Raw genomic sequence first — 19539 nt, 5'->3', positions numbered from 1 at the left:
TCGACATTTGGGATGGGTTTGTTTGGGATTTGCTTGTTTTCCACGTCTTTGGCGTGGGCACAGTCGGTTGTGTCCGAAGACAACATTGTGATGGAAAAAATCATCTACACCGATGATATGCTCCCTGCTCGCACTCCGAACGGGATGTCAAAAATCCGTTCCAGCAACGATGCCGAAGTCTATTCTTCTGGAGAACGCTATTTCCCGGTGATGCTTGTTTCAACATCAGATTACAAGGCCTTGGATTCTGCTTTTATGCACAGGATGTTCAATGAAAAGGGTTTCAAGGACAATGGTAATTACGGTAGTGCTTATGATTACTTTGTTGAAAGCTCCGCCGGACAATTTAAACCGACATTTGATATTTATCCTATAACGCTTCCGAAAAATTTTAGCAATTACAATAGCGATAGCGAACTTATTTTACCTGCAATTGATATTCTTGTTGAACGGTCTGATTTTAAAGCCCGCGCAAGCAAATACGAAAAAGAAATTCCGTTTATCATTTTGCATCCGCTTTCGAGAGAAAAGGCGCTTGCGCAAAACAGTAGTTTTTTTAATCACCAGTACAAGTTGCAATATAGCGCCAAGCGAGCTTACACAAAGAACGGCTATACGTTTAACAACTACGCGTTTATATCGCAGAAAGCCGAAGGTAAGGCTTCATCGACGAGTTCAAAAGATGTCAATATGCTTGGCACCTTCGTCCATGAATTTAGCCACGTGATTGGACTTCAAGATACATATAGCGCTGATGAACAGGGATATGCAACAATTGGCCCGCTTCCGTATGACGTGATGGCTTTAGGGTTGCGTAATGGAAATGGCGGTTATCCGCCGACATTTTCATCATTTGAACGTGAAGCGGTCGGGTGGCTCAAACCGACTGAAATTACAAATACGGATAGCGTCTACGAACTGAAAAATCTTTCGGGAATGCAAGCGTATGCTGTATCAAACCCGAATAAACGCGATGAGTATTTTTTAATCGAGTATCGTCCGGCAGTGGGATTTGATTCCAAGATAGGAAGTTCGTCTTATAGCGGAAAACAAGGCAAGAACGGGGTTTTGATTTGGTACATCGATTATGATTACGATGTGTTCTTTAGTAATGACCCGAATGGCGATTTAAATCACCAACGAGTCGAAGTTCGTACGGTGCTCAGCAAAAATCAGGATTCTTTTGCAAATTTTAAGTTTGTGAACAAAAGTGGCAAGGCAAAGATTGATGGAATTTTCAATCTCGTGTTTGATGGCGATGACCGTGTTTGCTTTACGGTGAAAAGTTCCAAATCGCTTGACAAATGCCCTGAAAAAGTTGTCGCGTCGTCAAGTTCAATTGCTTCGTCGAGTTCTGTATCGTCTAGCAGTGGCATCACTTCGATTGTGCAAAAGGAAAGACACCGAGTGCAAATGAATGTGTCTCGCGGAATGTTGAATGTTGAAGTTCCTGTGTCGGGTAAAAAGACTCTCCGATTCTACGATGCTTTGGGAAACATTTTCGGTTTGCATACGTTCGAAGGCTCGTTTGCATCGGTGAATATTTTTGGGGAAAATCGTTCCGTCTTTGTCCAACTTGACGTCAATGGTCGAATGTTGCTTGCAAAACGCGTGCAGTTCCGCTAGACGTTTTCCTGAAAAAAGAAACGAGTTAACTATATTTCGATTGAAATACGCTTAACGTTGTTATATCAGGATGAGGAATAGGATGAAGAACATTTATATACTGGGGAGCGCCATTGCTCTTGCATTGTTTGGTTGTTCGCTTACAAAGAGCGGTGTTTCCAAGGCTGAAAACTTTCAAGGAAAAACGGGTATCATTGGTGTGTTCCGCCAGCCTGCCTATTATTGTGGCGAGGGCATTCCGCACACGGTTATGCTTGGCGGTACGTCCATCGTGGTAAAGCCCGCGTTCAGCAGTGAACAAGAAAACGTGTTCTTTAGCGAAATGAAACCGGGTGTAGCAACGCTTACGGAATACAAATACACTTGCGGTGAAAACGAAAATACGATGTCTCTCGATACGGCTGGTGCCGGAAATGAACGTTTCCCGACTTCGGTCGTGATTCCGGATAAGGGATTCTGCAAGGTTGTGATTTCGTTTATGGATGGCGATACTTTGTTCACCTATAATGGTGAACTTTTGAGAGAACAGTTTGCCAAGGCCGAAGTTGCTGTAAATACTGATAGCATCCCTTATTGCGATATCCTTGACAACAAGGGCCAAAAGATTGCTATGGTCAATCGAGATTCTATTTTGGATGTGAAATTTGCTGCAGCCGTAAAAGATGCGTCCGAAGCTCTTGAAGAAGAAAAGTTCACGGTCGTGACGCTTGATGAATACAGCGATAAGGTTACATGGAATGCTGACAAATCAAAACTCCTCGTGGTAACGCTTACGTCTGATGCCGAGACTTACAAAGATGGTGAACTAGTCAAGTCCGATAGCGTGGTCTGGGTCGTGAACGAAAAGGAACTTCTGCTTTGGTTCCATGACCATCAGGAAGGTGTACGCAATTGGGATTTGAGATTCAAGCAGTTGTTCGGTGAACCGAGAACATCAAAATATACGCACATGGCATTCTTGTGGGTGAGCCCGAACGACTTGATGCGACCGGCGTATGTGCCCGATGTGAAGGCTTATGACATGCGTACGGCATTTGAAGGTGAATACGGAAACGATGCCGAAGTTACTGAACGTGTAATGTGGTTCAAGAACTGGTTTGATGCTCATGCATCGAAATGCTATGAAGGGCCGGATGCTCGCCCGTGGACGCGCCTGGGTTATACGTATGACTGGGGCAGCAGGGGTGAAAAGTATGGGCTTACCGAATTTATCGTGGTGCCCGGTGCAGAAATGGATGTCAAGTTTACGAGAAACCTGAAGTTCATCGCCAACTGGATGAAGGATAGAAAGTAGAACTTAGAGCTTAGAAAACGTTGCATTGTCATTCCGGCCGGAGCCTGTGCTGAGCGAAGTCGAAGTAAGCCGGAATCGCCTTTTTTCTCAGTTCTGCCAACTACTGTGGCAACGCCACGAGCACCCGCCATAACTCTTGGCGGGCTTCTTTGTACTTGCGCTCGAAGGCGGTCTCTGGGGCGCTTGGGTCGAACGATTCGCAGGTGATTTGCGGTTGGACCTCTAGATGTGCGGCAGTCTCGTTGATAGCGTTTTCTTCAAACACAATTCTTGCGGCTTCTGCGAATTCACGGGCGTAGATTTCCCAGTTCGTGCGGAGTTCAATCGTTTCTCCGAGCGCAAGGAGTGTCGGAAAAATCGGGTGCATGTGAAAACGCCTCGTGGCTTCGCTCTGCTTGGGCCACGGGTTCGGATAATACACTGCATGGTATGGAATTGTCCACTTGCCGGCTTTAACGTGTTCCAATGCAAGCCGCCAGAAATCCAAAAGCTCTGCTCGAATCCAGAATGCGTTTGCAGGGACTTCTTCGCCTGCTGTCTGCGATGGATTACCTGCTTTGTTGAGACGCGCGCAGGACTTGTCTATCCCGATGACGGGAATGCCTGGAAAGCGACGTGCGATATGAATCGTACTTTCACCCGTGCCGCAACCAGAATCTAAAATTACAGCTTGCGGCGCAGTCTCCGCATTTGCACCGGGGGCGCCATCGCGTATTGCATTTGTCACCCCGGACGCTGTTCCGGGGTCACCATTTTTCCCGTAAAATTTCTCTACAAAAGTCTTGACTTCAGCAAATGCTTCTCGCGTGTGGTCTGCGATAGGACGCAAAAAAGTTGTCCGCGCATATTTGCGGACAACTTCTTCAAGATCTTTGTGTAGAGTCTCTTGATTCGATGTTACTGAATTTGCACCCGGCATTGTTACTGCCGCTTCCAAATGTTCAGCAAGTTATTGCCGATGAATTCAAGATTGTCAAAATGGATTTCCGTATTGTAGCGGAATGAAATTCCAATTGTCGATACTTTCTTGCGTTTTTCTTCGTCGGGGAGAATGTCGGCAAGTGCGAACTTGTATTTCTTCTTTTCTTCAGTGAGTTCAATCGGGGCTTTGCCGATTGTATATGCGGCACCGCCAAGTGTTGGATCTATATCTGTTTGAGTGATATCAAGTATTGCAAAATACACAGTACCCTGACCCCATGTATCAAAAGCGATCGTATCGACCGGGCTTAGGTCATAGGCTGAGCCCGCATTTCCGATATCCACTTTCATGATCATGCTGGCCTGTTTGTACACGGATGTGTCTGGAAATTCTATTGTACAGTGGACTTCCTTGCCTCCGTTTCCATCATCTTGAATGATTGCGGTAAAAGGAGAACCGCCGAACGGGGTGTATGTTGCAACTGGGGTAATTTTGAATGAGCCTGGCACTGAATCGACGTTTACTACCGCTGGATCGTTCATTATCGCCCATTGGCCACCGCCGAACATGAAATTTGTGTATTCTTTGGCCAGATTGTGGTAGAAATCTCCATCTTCGAAATCATCTATGACGAGAGTTTCTTTTTCCGGTTCCGGAGTTTTCGGCTTGAGCGTAGTGATGGAATCCCCTGCGTCCGTTTCGACAGAGACTTTTACCGTGTCGACGGTTTCAGCCGGGATAAATACCATGTTTAGGTGTCCTGCCGGGAGGCCGAATACCTGGAACTTGCCGTTTGTAATGGCGGTAGAATGATCGAGACCACGGAACTTGACAAAACCGTTCATGTTCTTCAGGCTTTCAGTCGTGTCGTCGATAAAGTCGGCAATGGAACCGCCGATAAAGACGGACTTCTGCAGATTCTGCTGGCCCAATGTGACATCGCTTACGGTGTCTTTGACATCCACAGGAATCTGGAGTGCAAGTGCGGATTCGTTGAGGGATGCTTCCATCGTGTAGTTGCCGATGGCGACGTGCTCGATAGAGACAAAACCGTTCGAGTCTGTGGTTGCCGTGTAGCCTTGACCGTCAAGGCTATTATGTTCGACGAGCTTGATGCGGGCATTGGCGGCCGGTGCATCTGCAATAAGGATCTGTGCAGTTATGGCGTTTCCGGCTTCTGTGCCGCTCGGACCGCCACCAGCAACATTGTCAGAACCGCAGGCGCAAAGCGAAAACCCGATTGCAAGCGGTGCAATCAGCGAAATCATGCGTCTGTTGTTGTTCTGCTTCAAGTCCATACCCTTAATATATAATTTCTTTTTGAAAATCATTTTGCACCTCCGTTGTTTTCTGGCGAGGTAGGGCCTGTTGCCGGGTCGGCTACCTTGTCGGAGAGGGGGTACATAGCGATATTCAGTGCATAAACGCGGTCGGCGCGTTCGCTCTTGCGGGCAAACTGCAAAAGTCCGCGGCGAAATTCTTCAATTTTGTGCTTGATTTCGGGCAAGTCGGATTCATCAGCGGTGAATACCACGCTCGAAATGTCGCGTTCTTCGGGCTTGTGGCGGTCCAGCGATTCCTGTGCAAGTTCCATCGTGTGTCTGTGGAAACTGCGGACTGCGGAACTTTTGACTTCTCCGCCGGTACTGATAATTTGGTCGGTGATGTTCCAACCGCCGGTGCCGTCTGGAACGACGAGCCCAAGTTGCTTCAAGATGCCGAGCGCATTACGGGCATCATCCTGCGAAATAGGCGGGTTCAAGTGCTTGCCGAGGCTTGCGATGTCGCTCGTGTCCTTCGTAATGCCGATGAGGGCGCGGAGCGCTGCACATGCCCAGCTGCCAAAATACGCGAGTTCCGGTTCAGAAAGCACGCGTGTTTCAAGCGAGCGGAGTTCCAAAAGCTTGTAGTAAAGCTCGGAAAGCGTCTGCTTTGCCTTGGTCTTGTTGAACCTGTAAAGTGTCTTGAAATACTCTGCCCGTCTGTCGTCGAGGCCGCAAATTCTGATGAACACGGGCAGCGTGCTCTCGTTCAGGTGGCCTTCTTTTTGGAAAACGCGGACAAGCCAGGCCGGATCCACGCCGGTTTTCTGGCCGAGATAGCGGTACGAAGTGAACGGGTTGTCTTTTTTAGTCTCGACAAACCAGTCCTTCAGGTACTCGCGGTATTCCAGATAGTCTAATACTTCGGGCATACTATAAATTTACCATAGTAATGCCTGAATGTTGTGAATTGGTGTTGTGAAAACGTTGTTTTTTGTTGCAAAATGTTCAACAAATGGAGAAAAATGCCGAAATAAGTGCAAAAAATGGGAACTTTTGTCTCGGACCGGGGCTGAAAAATCCCCTAGTCTTCCAAAAATTTCAACAGTTCTGGCATTCTCGCGTGAGCGTCCTGCTTCCCAAGTTCATAAAGTTCCGCAATTTTCTTTTTGTTTGATTCGATATCCGAAATCTTGATGAGCTTGCTCGGGCGGAAGATGAACGCCTTTCCTTCGGCTTCGAGCTTCGCGAGTTTGTCCAGCGCCTGGTTGTAGCGGATGTGGCGCGTGGCAATCGCATTGACGAATTTCGGGTAATGGCGGTAGGCGAGTTTTACAAGCGGGAGCGCCTTGTTGATTTTTTTGCGGTAGCCGAGCGGGCGCGTAAGGATAACGACGACTCGTTCAAAACCGTTCTTGAGCATGCGTTCGAACGGGATGCTGTCGGCAACACCTCCGTCAAGGTATTTTTTGCCGTGAATTTCAACCATTTTGCTCAGAATCGGGAGACTTGCTGAAGCGCGGATGCTGTTCATCTCGTCTTCGTTGCGGTAGTCGGTGATGCGTGGGTATTCGGCAAGGCCTGTTTCCACGTTTGTCATGCAAACATGAAATTCGGTCTCTTGGCATTGCTCGGTGAACTTGTCAAATTCAAACGGATCGATCTTGTAAGGAATTTGTTTGTAGCAATAGTCGAAAGCAAAGTAATCACCTGTGAATAACAGGTTTCTAAAGCTCATGTAACGTGGACTTTTAGAGTGAATTGTGTCGACGCGAAAGTTGCGGCCAATTTGCCCTGATAAAAAACTGCACAAATGAATGGCGCCTGCAGATGTGCCCGCCGCACCTCCAAATTTAATTTCTTTGTCTGCAAGAATGTCAAGAATGCCACCGGAATACGCTCCGCGTAAACCGCCGCCCTCTACAACGATGGCTGTGTTTTTGTACTTCATGGATGCCATCCCCCGTAAAAATCCTAACATATCAACCCGAACCCATTAAAAAATGTATATAAAATGTGGACTTGTTTTAACTATTTAATGCTTATTTTTGCGTATTTAAAATGGAACGAATCCAAGCATAATCTTTGGGGTGGTCTACAAATTTTTCGGTTTTTTTAGCGTGATTTTCAAGGAATTCGGCCGGTGTCATCCAAACGAAATCGTCAACTTCACCCGGTTGCGGAACTAAATGCGCGGCTTCTTCGTCGGACAAAATAATCTTAAAAGTATCGTAATACTCGTTGTCGAAATACGTTCCGTTGTTCAGAACGTTCTCGTGGGTTGCTTCAAAAAGATATTCGAGATCGTCCAGACGTTTTTCGACGCCCATCTCTTCGCGGAGTTCACGAATGGCGGCGTTGCGGCTGTCATCGCCTGCGGTAATGTGCCCTGCACAGCTTGTGTCGAGCAAGTTCGGATTGTTTTCCTTGAGGTGGCTACGGAGCTGGAAAACGATTCTGCCGCGGGTGTCAAATGCCCAAATATGGACCGTGCGGTGCCAAAGCCCCTTGGCGTGGACCTCTGTCCTACCGCGTGCATACCCTGCCGGAGTCCCGTCGCTGTTCAGAATGTCGATCATTTCTTCTGCCATTTGTGCCGCCTTGATTTTACCGAAAGTACTGGGTTTAATTGCAAAACAATATAGAAATGTAGCGTTTATTTCGCGTTCTTAGGGGCGAATTGCTAAAAGTAAAGTGGATGGAATTTGCCGTTTTTGTAGGGCTAAATTATATTAGTAAATAACATTGTAGGGGGAGCAGATGGCGTAAGTGCGTTATCTATCATTTTTAGTTATTAATACAATATAAATAATCTATTAGTCATTATCAATCTCCAATGCTACATTTGGGGCGCAAAATAAGGATGGTATATGGATTGGCTTATTGACTTACTCGTTAAACCTTCCGTCGGACAACAAGTTTTGGTTATTTCCCTTACTGCTGCCATTGGTATCATGGTGGGGAAAATCAAAGTTAAAGGCGTTAGCCTTGGAGGAGCTGGTGCTCTGTTCGTGGGAATCCTGCTCGGTCATATCGGAATGCGGATTGAGCCCAGCGTACTCCACTTTATGCAAGAATTTGGTCTTATTTTGTTTGTTTATACAATCGGTATGCAGGTAGGCCCGGGCTTTATAGACTCCCTAAAGCGACACGGGTTGGTGCTCAATATTCTCGCAGTGAGCATTGTCCTTCTGGGCGTACTTGCTACCGTCCTCATCTACTTTACGACGAGTATGCATGACAACGTTCCTGTGTTGATCGGGATGCTTTGCGGCGCTGTGACGAACACTCCTTCGCTTGGTGCTGCAAATTCGGCACTCACGGCTGCGGGTGTAGATGCTTCTTTGACGGGTGTGGGATATGCAGTCGCTTATCCGTTCGGTGTAATCGGTATTATTCTTGTGATGATTCTTGTGCGTGTGTTCTTTAAGCAAAAACCGGACACCGCTGCTGCTGAATACCAGAAGGAAATTGCGGAACAGTCCAAGGAAATCATGTCTTGCACGCTTCGAGTAGATAACGCAAATCTTGTGGGTTGCAAAATCAAGGACATTCCGGGACTTATTTCGACGGGTGCCGTGGTGACGCGCCATGCTCGCGACCAGGTGATCAATATGCCGAAGGGTGACTTGACGCTGGAACTTGGTGACTTGGTGCATGTGGTCGGAATGCCCGAGGCGATTGAGGGCTTGGAAAAGATTATTGGCGAAAAGCAGGCAACACCGATTACGCTCCAGAAGTCGAATTTGGCTGTCAAGACGATTCTCGTGACGAACAAGAAAATTCTTGGAAAAAGCATCCAGCAGCTTGCTTTGAACGACCGTTTCGGTGTGACAGTAAGCCGTGTGACGCGTGGCGGGTTCAAGTTTACGGGGCGCCTCGATATTCGTGTGAAATTTGCAGATAAGTTGTTAGTGGTGGGTACGCCGGATGCGATTACGGCTGCAGCAAAGGAACTGGGTGACTCCCTCACGGCGCTGGACCATCCAGAAATTCTGCCGGCATTCCTTGGTATTTTCCTTGGCGTGATTGTCGGAAGCATTCCGGTGGCGATTCCTGGCATGCCGACTCCGCTTAAGCTCGGCCTTGCTGGCGGTCCGTTGATTGTGGCAATTATCCTTAGCCGTAAGCGTAAGATGGGGCCGCTCAACTTCTTTATGGCGAATAGCGCAAACCTTATGCTGCGCGAGCTTGGCATTACGATTTTCCTCAGCTGTGTGGGTCTCAATGCAGGTATCAAGTTCTTCGATGTTCTTTTGAATGGCGATGGCTTCTACTACATGGCGCTCTCGGCAATCATCACGTTCGTGCCGTTAATGACGGTGGCGATTGTGGGCAAGGCGGTGTTCAAGGTCAATTACCTCTCGCTTTGCGGTGTGCTTGCTGGTGCAACAACGGACCCTCCGGCACTTGCTTTCGCAAACGGACTCAGCAATTCCGAAGCAACAAACATCGGTTACGCATCTGTCTATCCGCTTACGATGTTGCTCAGAATCTTGAGTGGTCAGGTGTTAGCGATATTGCTGATATCTTGACGGAACGGTTTGTGGCGCGGCTTCTTGATGAATGTTTGTAAAGTGCCGCGAGTGCATTTGAGGATTTTTGGTTTTGTTGTATTGACATACGTTTTCCTGGTCATAACAAAGGGCGACCCGAAAGGGCCGCCCTTTTCAAATGCTTTGTCATCCTCGAACGCTATTAAGCGTTGGTTTTCTTCTTGTCCATGTGCGCGTAGATGCCGGCGAGGATTGTGCCGCTGATGGAATGGTAGGCGCAGCTGATGGCGCATGGCACAACGCAGAGGGCTGCTTCCGGGTGGAGGGCGAGATTCTCCGGGTTTGCGAAGAATGCGCCGGCGAGGACTGTTGCCATGCCTGCATTCTGCACGCCGACTTCAATGGAAATGGTGCGCTTCTTGGCGGTGTTGAACTTGAACAGACGACCGACACTGTAGCCGAGCACGTAACCGAGACCATTATGCAGGAACACAACGGCGAGAATGAGTGCGATAAGCCCCATGCCGTTCGTTAAGAGCTGCGGACGCACGGTCACGATAACGCCACCGACGATTAACGCGAGGCCGATAACGCTTACGGCGGGCATGTTCGATTGGAATTCCTTGAAACCTGCACGCTTGCCGAAGAAGTAGTTGCAAGTGAAACCGATGAGAATCGGGAAAACTGTTACGTAAAGGATGTTGAGGAACATGCCGACTGCGTTCACTTCGATGCTCGTGTCTGCAAGCCAAAGGACCAGAAGTGGAGTCATAAGCGGTGCAAGGAGCGTACTAGCCATGGTCATGCTCACGGAATAGGTCACGTCGCCTTTAGCCAAGAAACTCATAACGTTACTTGAAACACCGCCCGGGCAGCAACCGACAAGGACAATACCGATTGCCAAATACGGATCAAGTCCGAAAATCTTTGTGAGCGTAAAAGCAACGAGCGGCATGATGGTGTATTGTGCGACGGCGCCGAGGAAAATGTCACCGGGTCGTTTCATCAAGTTGCGGACATCGTCCATGGTGATGGTGAGACCCATGCTGAGCATGATGATGCCGAGAATAATCGAGCTTGTGTTGCCATGAACCCAGCCGAAAAGCGTGGGGATGAAAAACGCGATGACTGCACATGCGATGACGAAAAGCGATGTGTATGTCGATAAAAAGCGGCTGACAGCCCTTATTAAGTTAAGCATTGTATATCCTTCTTTTTAGTACCCTAAATATAGGCATATACACTGGGCGTGGCTAGAGAATAAGAAAACGGCGCTGATTGGTCAGCGCCGTTTTTGATGTATTGAGGTGTAATACGATTGTTTAGACCTTGTCCAAAGCCTGCGTGAGGTCGGCGATGATGTCTTCGACATTTTCGATACCGACGCTGAAGCGGATGAGGTCCGGTGCAACGCCTGCTTCGATGAGCTGTTCGTCACTGAGCTGGCGGTGCGTGTGGCTTGCCGGGTGCAGCACACAGCTGCGGGCGTCGGCCACGTGGGTCACGATGCAAATCATCTTGAGGCTATCCATGAACTGGATGGACTTTTCACGACCGCCCTTGATGCCGAACGTAAGAACGCCGCACGGAAGGCCGCCCTTGAACTGCTTCTGGGCGAGTTCGTAGTACTTATCGCCTTCGAGGCCTGCGTAGTTAACCCAAGCGACCTTCGGGTGGTTCTTGAGGAACTTGGCGCAGGCGAGAGCGTTTTCACAGTGACGCGGCATGCGGAGGTGCAAAGTTTCGAGACCGACGTTCAGAAGGAATGCGTTCTGCGGAGACTGGATAGAACCGAAGTCGCGCATGAGCTGTGCGGTAGCCTTCGTGATGTAGGCACCCTTGCCGAAAGCCTTCGTATAGGCGAGGCCGTGGTAGCTCGGATCCGGTTCGGTGAGGCCCTTGAAACGGTCGTGGTTTGCTTCCCAGTCAAAGTTGCCGCTATCCACGATGCAGCCACCGACTGCCATGGCGTGGCCATCCATGTACTTGGTGGTGGAGTGGGTCACGATGTCCACGCCGAATTCAATCGGGCGGCAGAGAATCGGGGTCGGGAACGTGTTATCCACAATCATCGGAACGCCGTGCTTGTGGGCGATGTCTGCGAAGCGCTTGAGGTCGAGAACCTTGCCAGCCGGGTTTGCAACGGTTTCGCCGAAGAAGCACTTGGTATTCGGGCGGAAAGCCTTCTCGATTTCTTCGTCAGAGGCGTCCTGGTCCACAAACGTGCATTCGATGCCGAGCTTCTTCATCGTCACGGAGAAGAGGTTGCTCGTACCACCGTAAATAGCGGAAGTGCTGATGAAGTGGTCGCCGGATTCGCAAATGTTGAAAACGGCGTAGAAGTTTGCGGCCTGACCGGAACTTGTGAGCATGGCTGCGACACCGCCTTCGAGGGCGGCGATCTTGTTGGCGACGGCGTCGTTAGTCGGGTTCTGCAGACGGGTGTAGAAGTAGCCGGATGCCTTCAGGTCGAACAAGTCGGCCATGTCATTGGTGGTTTCGTACTTGAACGTGGTGCTCTGGTAGATGGGGAGAACGCGCGGTTCGCCGTTTTTCGGCTGCCAACCGCCCTGAATGCAAAGAGTTTCGATTTTGGACATGTGAAATTCCTTTTTCTAATAAATTTTTTATGGTGTGAAATATAGTTGTTTTCTATAGCTGAGTCTATGGGTAAAGTGAATCTCTAGGCGGGTTGGTTGAAAAAAATAAAGCATAATTAGTCAAAAATTATAGATAGTGATAGAAAAAAGTTATAGCAAAGGTGGAAAATTGGGATTTCTCGCTCGTTAGAGGAAATGATGCTTGTATTTTCTATCTTTTGTTTCGATGAAAAAGATTTCTGCAACATTTTCCCGCGGCCTTGCCCTTTGGCACATTCTCGCTGTCGTGACTATCCTCTTTTGGGGGACGAGCTTCGTGAGCACGAAGGTGCTCTTGAATCACGGATTTTCGGCGGTGCAGATTTTCACGTTGCGGTTCGTGGTGACGTACTTGTTGCTCCTCGCTGCCTCCCATAAAAAGTTCCGTTGCGAAAACTGGAAGCACGAATTGATTTTGTTTGTGTGCGGGCTCACGGGCTGTACGCTTTACTTTTGGGCCGAAAATACGGCACTGACGCTTTCACCGTCGAGCAATGTGTCGCTGATTGTCTGTACGAATCCGCTACTCACGATGATTTTTGCAGGGCTTATTTACAAGAGCGAACGTCTTTGCAAACGGCAAATTATCGGGTGCCTTGTCACGTTTGTCGGGATGGTGCTTGTGGTGTTGAATGGAAAGTTTATCCTGAAGCTTTCCCCGGTGGGCGATTTGCTGGCATTCAGCTCGGCGTGCATGTGGACGATTTATTCTTTGATTGTGCGTCCGCTGAATGAAAAGTATTCTACGCTTTTCATAACGCGCAAGATGTTCTTTTATGGGGCGCTTTCGTCAATTCCGGCGGTGTTCATCGAGGCTGGCGGTAGCGTTCAAAAGGCGCTTGATGTTCCGTGGCTAAATTTTGCGGAGCCTGTAGTCTCGTTTAACTTTATTTGCCTTACGGTGTTCTCGTCGCTATTTGGCTACTTGATTTGGAATAAAGTTTTAAAGCAAATCGGGACGGTCCTCGCAAGCAACTACATTTATGCAATTCCGCTTGTGACGATTATTACCGCCGTGATTGCACTCGGAGAAAAAATAACAGCCGTCGCTTTGATTGGTGCGGCGGCTATCGTTGCGGGCATGGTGCTCGCGGAATGGAAGAAGTAAAATTATCTTCTGCCAATGTTCTTGTCTTTGACAACGCCTTTCAATGGCGGTTCACCACCATTGGGGAAAGTCTTCGGAAGTTCAATGGGTGTTTCTGGAATTCTGGGCTTAATACCGCGTTCTCCACCGCTAATACCCGGATCGATTCTTGTTTTAAGATCCGCTTGTTTCAGGTTCTTGGTTTCAACTACTTTTTTGATATTGATATCAGCCATATTATCTCCTTATGGTTAGATTGAAGTTAAAAAACATCTTCTGCTTTGCCTTCGCTTTGTAGCTTGGCTGCAAATTCATCGCATATTGCACACAAAATACGCTCGTGTGTGCAAACCTCGGGTGATACGCCCCAAATGCTTCCTGTTGTGTAGAATGCCGTGCAGCCGCATTCATGCGCGGAACAACGGTGTATGATTCCACAACCTTCACATTCTTTTTTGTCGGTTTCAAGGAATTTGTACACTTCCTGAGCGACTGGGCCGTCGTATATGTGGTCGTCTTTGTCTAGAACATTGCCGAGTAAGTAGGGGGCATTTGGTTTACTAGAAATGAATCGACTGCACGGGAAAACATTTCCGTTCGTTGCAATACCGATGGATCCTTTGAGAATATCGCAGGAACATTTTTTCTTTTTGAGATTGAGTACGTGGTATAACACGTGGTCTTGCACAATTTGTATATAAAACTCATCTTTTTCTTTTTTGAGATTGTACCAAAATTCTGCAAGTTTGGTGTACTCGGCTGCGAGTGCGTCCATATCTTCGGGAGTCCAGTGCCCGTCAAAATCAACCATGTTTTGAACTTGACAGAAACCTTGCTCTTTAATCCACTTTACCGAATCTGTTAGCTGAGCAATGTTTTTACGTGTTGTGACAGAAATTGGAAACGCATTTAATTTTACAAGTGCGGGAATGAACGGCTCAATAGCTTCGAAACTTCCTTTGTTGTTTACCGTTCGTCTTGAAATGTCGTGGCGAGAAGCGGGACCGTCTAGCGATAAATAGATAAAAAAGTTTTCTTGCTCAATGTAGTCTAAAATTTCTTTGTTGAGTAAAGTCCCATTTGTATTGATGCAGAACTTTAATTCGAAATTTTCAGGAAGTTCTGTACGGCGGCTTTTCACAAGTGCTTTCAGGTAATCAACGCTCTTGCGGATGGCGTCAAACCTTAAAAGGGGCTCCCCTCCGAAAAAAGTAATGGCAATGAGATCATGCTTAAATTCGATGGTCTTGTTTAATATATAGCGGAGGCTTGCTTCTCTGACCTCGTCGCTCATGTCGGCGCATCGTTCATTTTGGCTTTCGTTATAATAACAATAGGTACATCTAAGGTTGCATTTTTCTGTTAAACTTAATAACGCTCTCATAAATTCCTCTTTCTCGGGAAACTATAAAAGAATGGTTGTAAGGTAGAATTGAAAAATATTTGTTACATGCCCTTGCCGTTATTGCTATATTTTTGTTCGGTATTGCCTTATGCGGTAAAACGCTGTATCGTGTCGCTAACGATGCGATATAAGAGAATCCCGTGAAAGCCGGGAACGGTCTCGCCGCTGTAAGGGAGGACGAAACCAGCATAAACCAATGCTTGCCGCAAGGTGGGTGTGAAGGGGCTGGAAGTAGAGCGATCCCCGAGTCAGAAGAACTGTAAGGCACAACGGGCGCTTTGCGCCACGGGTTGTTAAACGGTGCGAAAGACATCGCTTTGCATAGCCACGCGTTTGCGTGGGTGTTTGACTGCGTGCAGACGCAGCCTTTTAGACGTTCGCGTGTGCGCGACCGTACTGCTTGCGAGCGTTTCTGGTTTTTCCGAAGAGTTTATTCAGGATTTAGGGGAATCGTCTGTTTACGGGGTAACGTCCGAAAACGTAAAGCCTTTACAGGCATCTTCAAGCTATGCCGAAGTCTTGCCCGAAGCTTGGGAAGGTCGTTCGCTTTCGGCCGCTGAAGTCTTGGCGTCTTTGCCGGGCGTGCAATATACGCGACAGGGTGGTGTTGGGAGTTTCCAGACCGTGAGTATTCGCGGAGTTTCGGCAAAGAACATTGTCGTTTGCGTGGATGGCATCCCGCTGAACGATGCGTCGGGCGGTGCGGTTGATTTTGGCTCGATTGATTTGAACCAGATTGAAAAGATTGAAGTCTACAAGGATCGTGTGCCGGCAAAGTTTGGCGGTCGCGGCATTGGCGGTGCCATTAACTTTATCACGAAAGGTTCGAAGCCTGCTGAAGCGGTACTCAAGCCGGAAGAAAAAAAATCGGGTCGTGTACTTTTGAGCTACGGTAGCCACAACACGTGGGAAGCTTCGACACAGCTGCTCTCGCGCTTGACGGATAGCGCATCGGTGAGCACGTCTTTGTCGGTGCGCCATAGCGATAACGATTACGAATTTAAAAGTCAAAATGGAACGCCGTACAATCCCGATGACGATTTTACGGACACGCGTCGCAATGCGGAGTTTACAGAATATTCGGGGCTTTTCAAGGCTCGCGTTTTGCATGCAAATGGTGTGTTCTCGACATTGAATATGAATTTTAGTCGCTCGGAAGGTGGTAACCCTGGACGCGATGATTACCAGACGTCTGTGGCAGGGTATAAAGGCGAGTTTGCACAGACAACATATCGTGCTGAACTTCCGCAGTTGCTCGGTTGGCTTTGGCTGGAACTTTCGCTGACGGGTAAGTATGAAAAGGCGACTTCGCATTCGTATTATCAGCTAGATCACTTGGGTTATGATTTGCCGGGCTTGCAGGAATATGGCGCAGCAGGTTATACTCTTGTTCCAGAAATTGTTGCGAATTATTCTGGTGAACGCCTTGAGGCCAATGTGCGTTTGTCGATGGACGCGGCCTATTATGAAAAACGTGGAACCTCGTCGAGTAAATGGAACTTGATGCGTGTTGCGACAAATGTCTCTGGCGATGTGTCCTATGATGTTGTTAAGAATCTTTCTATCGGTGGCGAAGCGTCTGCGTCAATTGTCAAGGACGATGTGCATGGTGGAAAGTTTGTGCAACCGACGACAGCGAAGTCGCTGAAAACGGAAAATGTGCGAAACGTTTCTTGGACAAGCCGCGGTTTTGTACGTTATGACGCACCGAATTCTCGGTATGGAGGCAATTTGAGCTTTGGCCGTTTTGCTCGCATGCCGCAACTGATGGAAGTTTACGGTGTCTATCCGGGAATGCTCTCGAATCCGGATTTGAAAGATGAATCGGCGCTGCGTTTTGAAATTGGTGGCTATTACATGATTCCGAAAAGCAATACTGCCATTCGAGCAACATATTTCGAAACACATGTGGATAATGGAATTTATTGGCTGGTGAGTGGAGGATTTTCGAAACCGGTCAATATAGGTGAATCTCATGTGCGTGGGCTTGAAGCAGAACTTGAAAGCAAACCGAAAAAATGGCTTTCTGTGATTTTGCGTGCAACATTCCAGGATGCTGAAGATCGAAGCGATGAGAGGTATTACTATGGTAAACAAATTCCAAATGAACCCGCGCGTTCGTATTATGCTGAGGCCCGATTTGACTTGCCGTATCATCTTGATTTGACATGGACTTCAGAATATCGCACTGAAATTTTTGATGATCGTGCAAATCGCATCAAGCAACCTGCTGTGGATTTGCATCATGTCTCGCTTGGCTATGCACCTTTTGAAAAAACACGACTTGTTTTTGCTCTCCGGAACTTGACGAATGAAACGTATAGAAATCCGTATATATCATACCCAACTCCGGGGAGAGAGTACAAATTAACATTAACACAGGGGTTTTAAACCCCGCGCAGAATGTGACTTGCAAAATCTGTAATTCATGTCGTCTGCGAAAAACATAAAAAGGAACCACTATGAAAAAATTCCTCATGCTTGCTACGGCATCGTCCCTTGCCCTCTATATGACGGCTTGCTCGGATAACTCCACTTCTGCTGATGATGATCCGCTGAAGCCGGCTTCGGTTTACGTGTTCGGCTCTGACTACAAGACAGGCGAACTTCGCTGGGTTAACGAAGACGGTGTTTCTGATAAGTCTGTACAATTCAATCAGGATTCCAAGATTATCGGTATTGATGGCAATCTTTTCGTGCTCGAAAGATATGGTGCTGATAACCTTGCTCTTGTTGATGCTTCGGAAAACAAGGTCAAGTGGCAGGTTGAATTGGATGATGGCGCCAATCCGAGTGACGTTGTGAAAGCCAACAAGGATGAAGTCTGGGTGGCTTTGGAAGGCGCTGCCAAGTTTGTGAAGGTTGCTGTTAAGGATGGCAAGATCACGAAGACTGTTGAAACGAAAAAGTTCAATCAGGGTAAGGCCTCTACTCCGAACCTCGTTGATTTTGAAGTGAGCGGCGATACTTTGTTTGCTCTCTTCCAGCGTTCTGAAAATTACGCTTATCCGGCTCCGGGTCTCCTTGCTTTGTACAAGCTTAGCAATGGCGATCTCCTCGACACGATTAAGCTTGCTAAGAAAAACCCGATGGCAATGGGCTTTGCCAAGGGTAAGCTTTACGTTGCTTCTCAGGGTGAATACAATGAAGCCTATGGCACAGATGCTGACGACAAGCGCGGTATCGAAGTTGTTGACTTCTCTAAGAAGAATTCGTCGATGGTTGTTGACGGTAAGAAACTCGGTGGTGGTGTCTATGCATTTGCTGTAGACCCGGACGGTGTTGGCTATGCCGCTATTTATAAGGGCTATGGCGATGTTCCTCTTGCAAAGGTTGATCTCTCTGAAAAGTCCGTGAAGACTGTTTCTGATGTGAGCGACGTCGAAGGTTCTCTCGTCTTTGACGATGTTGACGGCATCCTTTACATTGGTGACCGTGGCTCTAAGGGCGGCCTTTATTCTTACGATGAAGGCAAGCTCAAGAAGATTGATGCCCCGAAGGACATGCTCCCGGTTTACGGCATCGCTCTTGTGAGATAATTGATTGATGCCCCGGCGCAATGGTCGGGGTGACAATTTACTTAGTTCGAGGCGGCTATTCCTAGCCGCCTTATTTTGTATAGCATCATGCGCGGGCTTACAGAAAGGTCGCGCCCGGCGGCGCTCATGTTGCCGTCATGACGGCGGAGCGCTTCGCTCAAGATTTCTCGCTCGTAGCTGTCCATCAGCGTGGCGAGCGGGCTGTTGCCTTCGGGGAGTACGGATGTGCCTGACGTGACGTCGGTTTGTAGCGTGGGTGGCAAATCGTAAGCGTTGATGCAAACGTCAGTGGTGGCGAGGCATGCGTGTTCAATGCAGTTTTCGAGTTCGCGCACGTTTCCTGGCCAGTGGTAGCTCATGAGCATATCGATGGCAGGCGAGCTTAAACGCAAAATTTTCTTGCCGTATTTGTAATTCATTTTTTCGATGAAATGGTCGGCTAAAAGCAAAATGTCCGTCTTGCGCTGGACCAGTTCGGGGAGCGAAATCTGGAAAATGTTCAGACGGTAATAAAGATCTTCGCGGAACGCCCCTTGCTGCATCATGGCTTCAAGATTTTTGCCAGTGCTTGCGATAAGGCGCACGTTACAGCGCTGCTCGATGTTGCTGCCGAGGCGCTTAAAACGTTGTTCTTGAATAAACTGTAAAAGCTTGATTTGCGCAGGGAGTGGCAAGTCGGCAACTTCATCAAGGAATAGTGTGCCGCCGTTTGCCTGTTCGGCCTTGCCGATGTGACGGTTGGTGGCGCCTGTGAATGCTCCACGTTCAAATCCGAAAAGTTCGCTTTCAAAAGAGTTTGCGCCTTCGGTGAGGGCGTCGCAGTTGAGCGCGATGAACGGGCTTTCTTTGCGGTCTGAAAATTCGTGAATGCTCCTTGCTACGTATTCTTTGCCGGTGCCTGCTTTTCCGCGGATGAGGACTGTTGCGCTTGTGGGGGCGATTTGTCGTACGAGCTTGCTCACTTCGCGCATTTCGCGCGTGTTACCGATGAGTTCGCCTGGAATGCCTTCGATGATGTTACGGATTTTTTGGCATTCGATGAGGTGTTCGTTTTCGATGGATTCGAAGTTGTGCTTTAAAATTCCTTGAATGCTTTTAAGAAGCTCGTCACGCTTGCGAACCTTTTGGATTTTCTCGACAATGGCCGCGAAAGTCGTGTTTTCAAGGGATTGTATATCCATGTTTATTCCGAATTCCCTGTTGCTGCGCCGGGCCTGCGGTAACCCGACGCAGCTCTAGGAGAGATGAACGAGTTTAATATAGCAAATA

16 protein-coding genes and 1 riboswitch are annotated in these 19539 nt (G+C 48.1%); of the genes, 6 read left to right on the top strand and 10 right to left on the bottom strand.

Translation table 11 applies throughout. The features are described from left to right. The first annotated feature begins 69 nt into the window (after positions 1 to 69). Together BUA34_RS10975 and BUA34_RS10970 are read left to right on the top strand one after the other, a co-directional pair. Complete coding sequence (locus tag BUA34_RS10975) at positions 70 to 1626, top strand: zinc metalloprotease (protein WP_254794436.1); 1557 nt, start codon at positions 70 to 72, stop codon at positions 1624 to 1626. Positions 1627 to 1708: 82 nt separating this feature from the next. Next, positions 1709 to 2920, top strand: a complete 1212-nt coding sequence (locus BUA34_RS10970; RefSeq protein ID WP_072829503.1) for a hypothetical protein — start codon at positions 1709 to 1711, stop codon at positions 2918 to 2920. A gap of 100 nt (positions 2921 to 3020) precedes the next feature. Here the strand turns inward: BUA34_RS10970 and BUA34_RS10965 are convergent, their stop codons facing one another. The 5 genes from BUA34_RS10965 to BUA34_RS10945 all read right to left on the bottom strand — a co-directional run bounded on the left by BUA34_RS10965 (position 3021) and on the right by BUA34_RS10945 (position 7695). After that, positions 3021 to 3839 (bottom strand): methyltransferase domain-containing protein, encoded by an 819-nt coding sequence (locus BUA34_RS10965; RefSeq protein WP_072829501.1) that lies wholly within the window; start codon positions 3837 to 3839, stop codon positions 3021 to 3023. A gap of 2 nt (positions 3840 to 3841) precedes the next feature. After that, positions 3842 to 5173, bottom strand: coding sequence for a carboxypeptidase-like regulatory domain-containing protein (locus BUA34_RS10960; RefSeq protein ID WP_072829500.1), 1332 nt, complete (start codon positions 5171 to 5173; stop codon positions 3842 to 3844). Further along, positions 5170 to 6036: a TIGR02147 family protein gene (locus tag BUA34_RS10955; RefSeq protein ID WP_072829498.1), complete on the bottom strand. Its 867-nt coding sequence runs from the start codon at positions 6034 to 6036 to the stop codon at positions 5170 to 5172. Before BUA34_RS10955 ends, BUA34_RS10960 begins: the two co-directional genes overlap by 4 nt. A gap of 152 nt (positions 6037 to 6188) precedes the next feature. Continuing rightward, entirely contained in the window at positions 6189 to 7055 is an 867-nt protein-coding gene (locus BUA34_RS16220) for a patatin-like phospholipase family protein (protein WP_072829683.1), read from the bottom strand. A gap of 91 nt (positions 7056 to 7146) precedes the next feature. Beyond that, the gene (locus BUA34_RS10945) at positions 7147 to 7695 is read right to left on the bottom strand and encodes an NUDIX hydrolase (RefSeq protein ID WP_072829496.1); all 549 of its coding nucleotides are present in this window, start codon (positions 7693 to 7695) and stop codon (positions 7147 to 7149) included. A 279-nt stretch (positions 7696 to 7974) separates the two neighbouring features. On the opposite strand from BUA34_RS10945, the gene BUA34_RS10940 reads away from it, so the two are divergent. Further along, positions 7975 to 9639 carry a putative transporter gene (locus BUA34_RS10940; RefSeq protein ID WP_072829494.1) on the top strand — a complete coding sequence of 555 codons (1665 nt, stop codon included), beginning with the start codon at positions 7975 to 7977 and terminating at the stop codon, positions 9637 to 9639. Positions 9640 to 9802: 163 nt separating this feature from the next. Here the strand turns inward: BUA34_RS10940 and BUA34_RS10935 are convergent, their stop codons facing one another. Beyond that, entirely contained in the window at positions 9803 to 10801 is a 999-nt protein-coding gene (locus BUA34_RS10935) for a bile acid:sodium symporter family protein (protein WP_072829492.1), read from the bottom strand. A 121-nt stretch (positions 10802 to 10922) separates the two neighbouring features. Then, positions 10923 to 12200, bottom strand: coding sequence for an O-acetylhomoserine aminocarboxypropyltransferase/cysteine synthase family protein (locus BUA34_RS10930; RefSeq protein ID WP_072829490.1), 1278 nt, complete (start codon positions 12198 to 12200; stop codon positions 10923 to 10925). 226 nt (positions 12201 to 12426) lie between these two features. Between BUA34_RS10930 and BUA34_RS10925 the strand changes: the two genes are divergently transcribed. Further along, positions 12427 to 13347 (top strand): DMT family transporter, encoded by a 921-nt coding sequence (locus BUA34_RS10925; protein ID WP_072829488.1) that lies wholly within the window; start codon positions 12427 to 12429, stop codon positions 13345 to 13347. Between the two features lie 2 nt (positions 13348 to 13349). Here the strand turns inward: BUA34_RS10925 and BUA34_RS10920 are convergent, their stop codons facing one another. Both BUA34_RS10920 and BUA34_RS10915 read right to left on the bottom strand, forming a co-directional pair. After that, on the bottom strand, positions 13350 to 13562 hold the full coding sequence (locus BUA34_RS10920; protein ID WP_072829486.1) for a hypothetical protein: 213 nt from the start codon (positions 13560 to 13562) through the stop codon (positions 13350 to 13352). A 26-nt stretch (positions 13563 to 13588) separates the two neighbouring features. Continuing rightward, a complete protein-coding gene (locus tag BUA34_RS10915; protein WP_072829484.1) occupies positions 13589 to 14710 on the bottom strand; it encodes a radical SAM/SPASM domain-containing protein in 1122 nt (373 codons plus the stop codon). Between the two features lie 107 nt (positions 14711 to 14817). Then, a riboswitch (cobalamin riboswitch) is annotated at positions 14818 to 15011 on the top strand. Positions 15012 to 15076: 65 nt separating this feature from the next. Between BUA34_RS10915 and BUA34_RS10910 the strand changes: the two genes are divergently transcribed. Both BUA34_RS10910 and BUA34_RS10905 read left to right on the top strand, forming a co-directional pair. Further along, the gene (locus BUA34_RS10910) at positions 15077 to 17122 is read left to right on the top strand and encodes a TonB-dependent receptor (RefSeq protein WP_175545452.1); all 2046 of its coding nucleotides are present in this window, start codon (positions 15077 to 15079) and stop codon (positions 17120 to 17122) included. 71 nt (positions 17123 to 17193) lie between these two features. Beyond that, on the top strand, positions 17194 to 18270 hold the full coding sequence (locus BUA34_RS10905; RefSeq protein ID WP_072829480.1) for an NHL repeat-containing protein: 1077 nt from the start codon (positions 17194 to 17196) through the stop codon (positions 18268 to 18270). A 41-nt stretch (positions 18271 to 18311) separates the two neighbouring features. On the opposite strand, the gene BUA34_RS10900 is transcribed toward BUA34_RS10905, so the two are convergent. Next, on the bottom strand, positions 18312 to 19451 hold the full coding sequence (locus BUA34_RS10900; RefSeq protein ID WP_072829478.1) for a sigma-54 interaction domain-containing protein: 1140 nt from the start codon (positions 19449 to 19451) through the stop codon (positions 18312 to 18314). Positions 19452 to 19539: the final 88 nt, after the last annotated feature.

This window comes from Fibrobacter sp. UWB12, assembly GCF_900142485.1.
Taxonomy (GTDB): Bacteria; Fibrobacterota; Fibrobacteria; order Fibrobacterales; family Fibrobacteraceae; genus Fibrobacter.
Note: the sequence above shows the minus strand (reverse complement) of the source record. Positions and strands in the feature narration are given on the sequence as shown.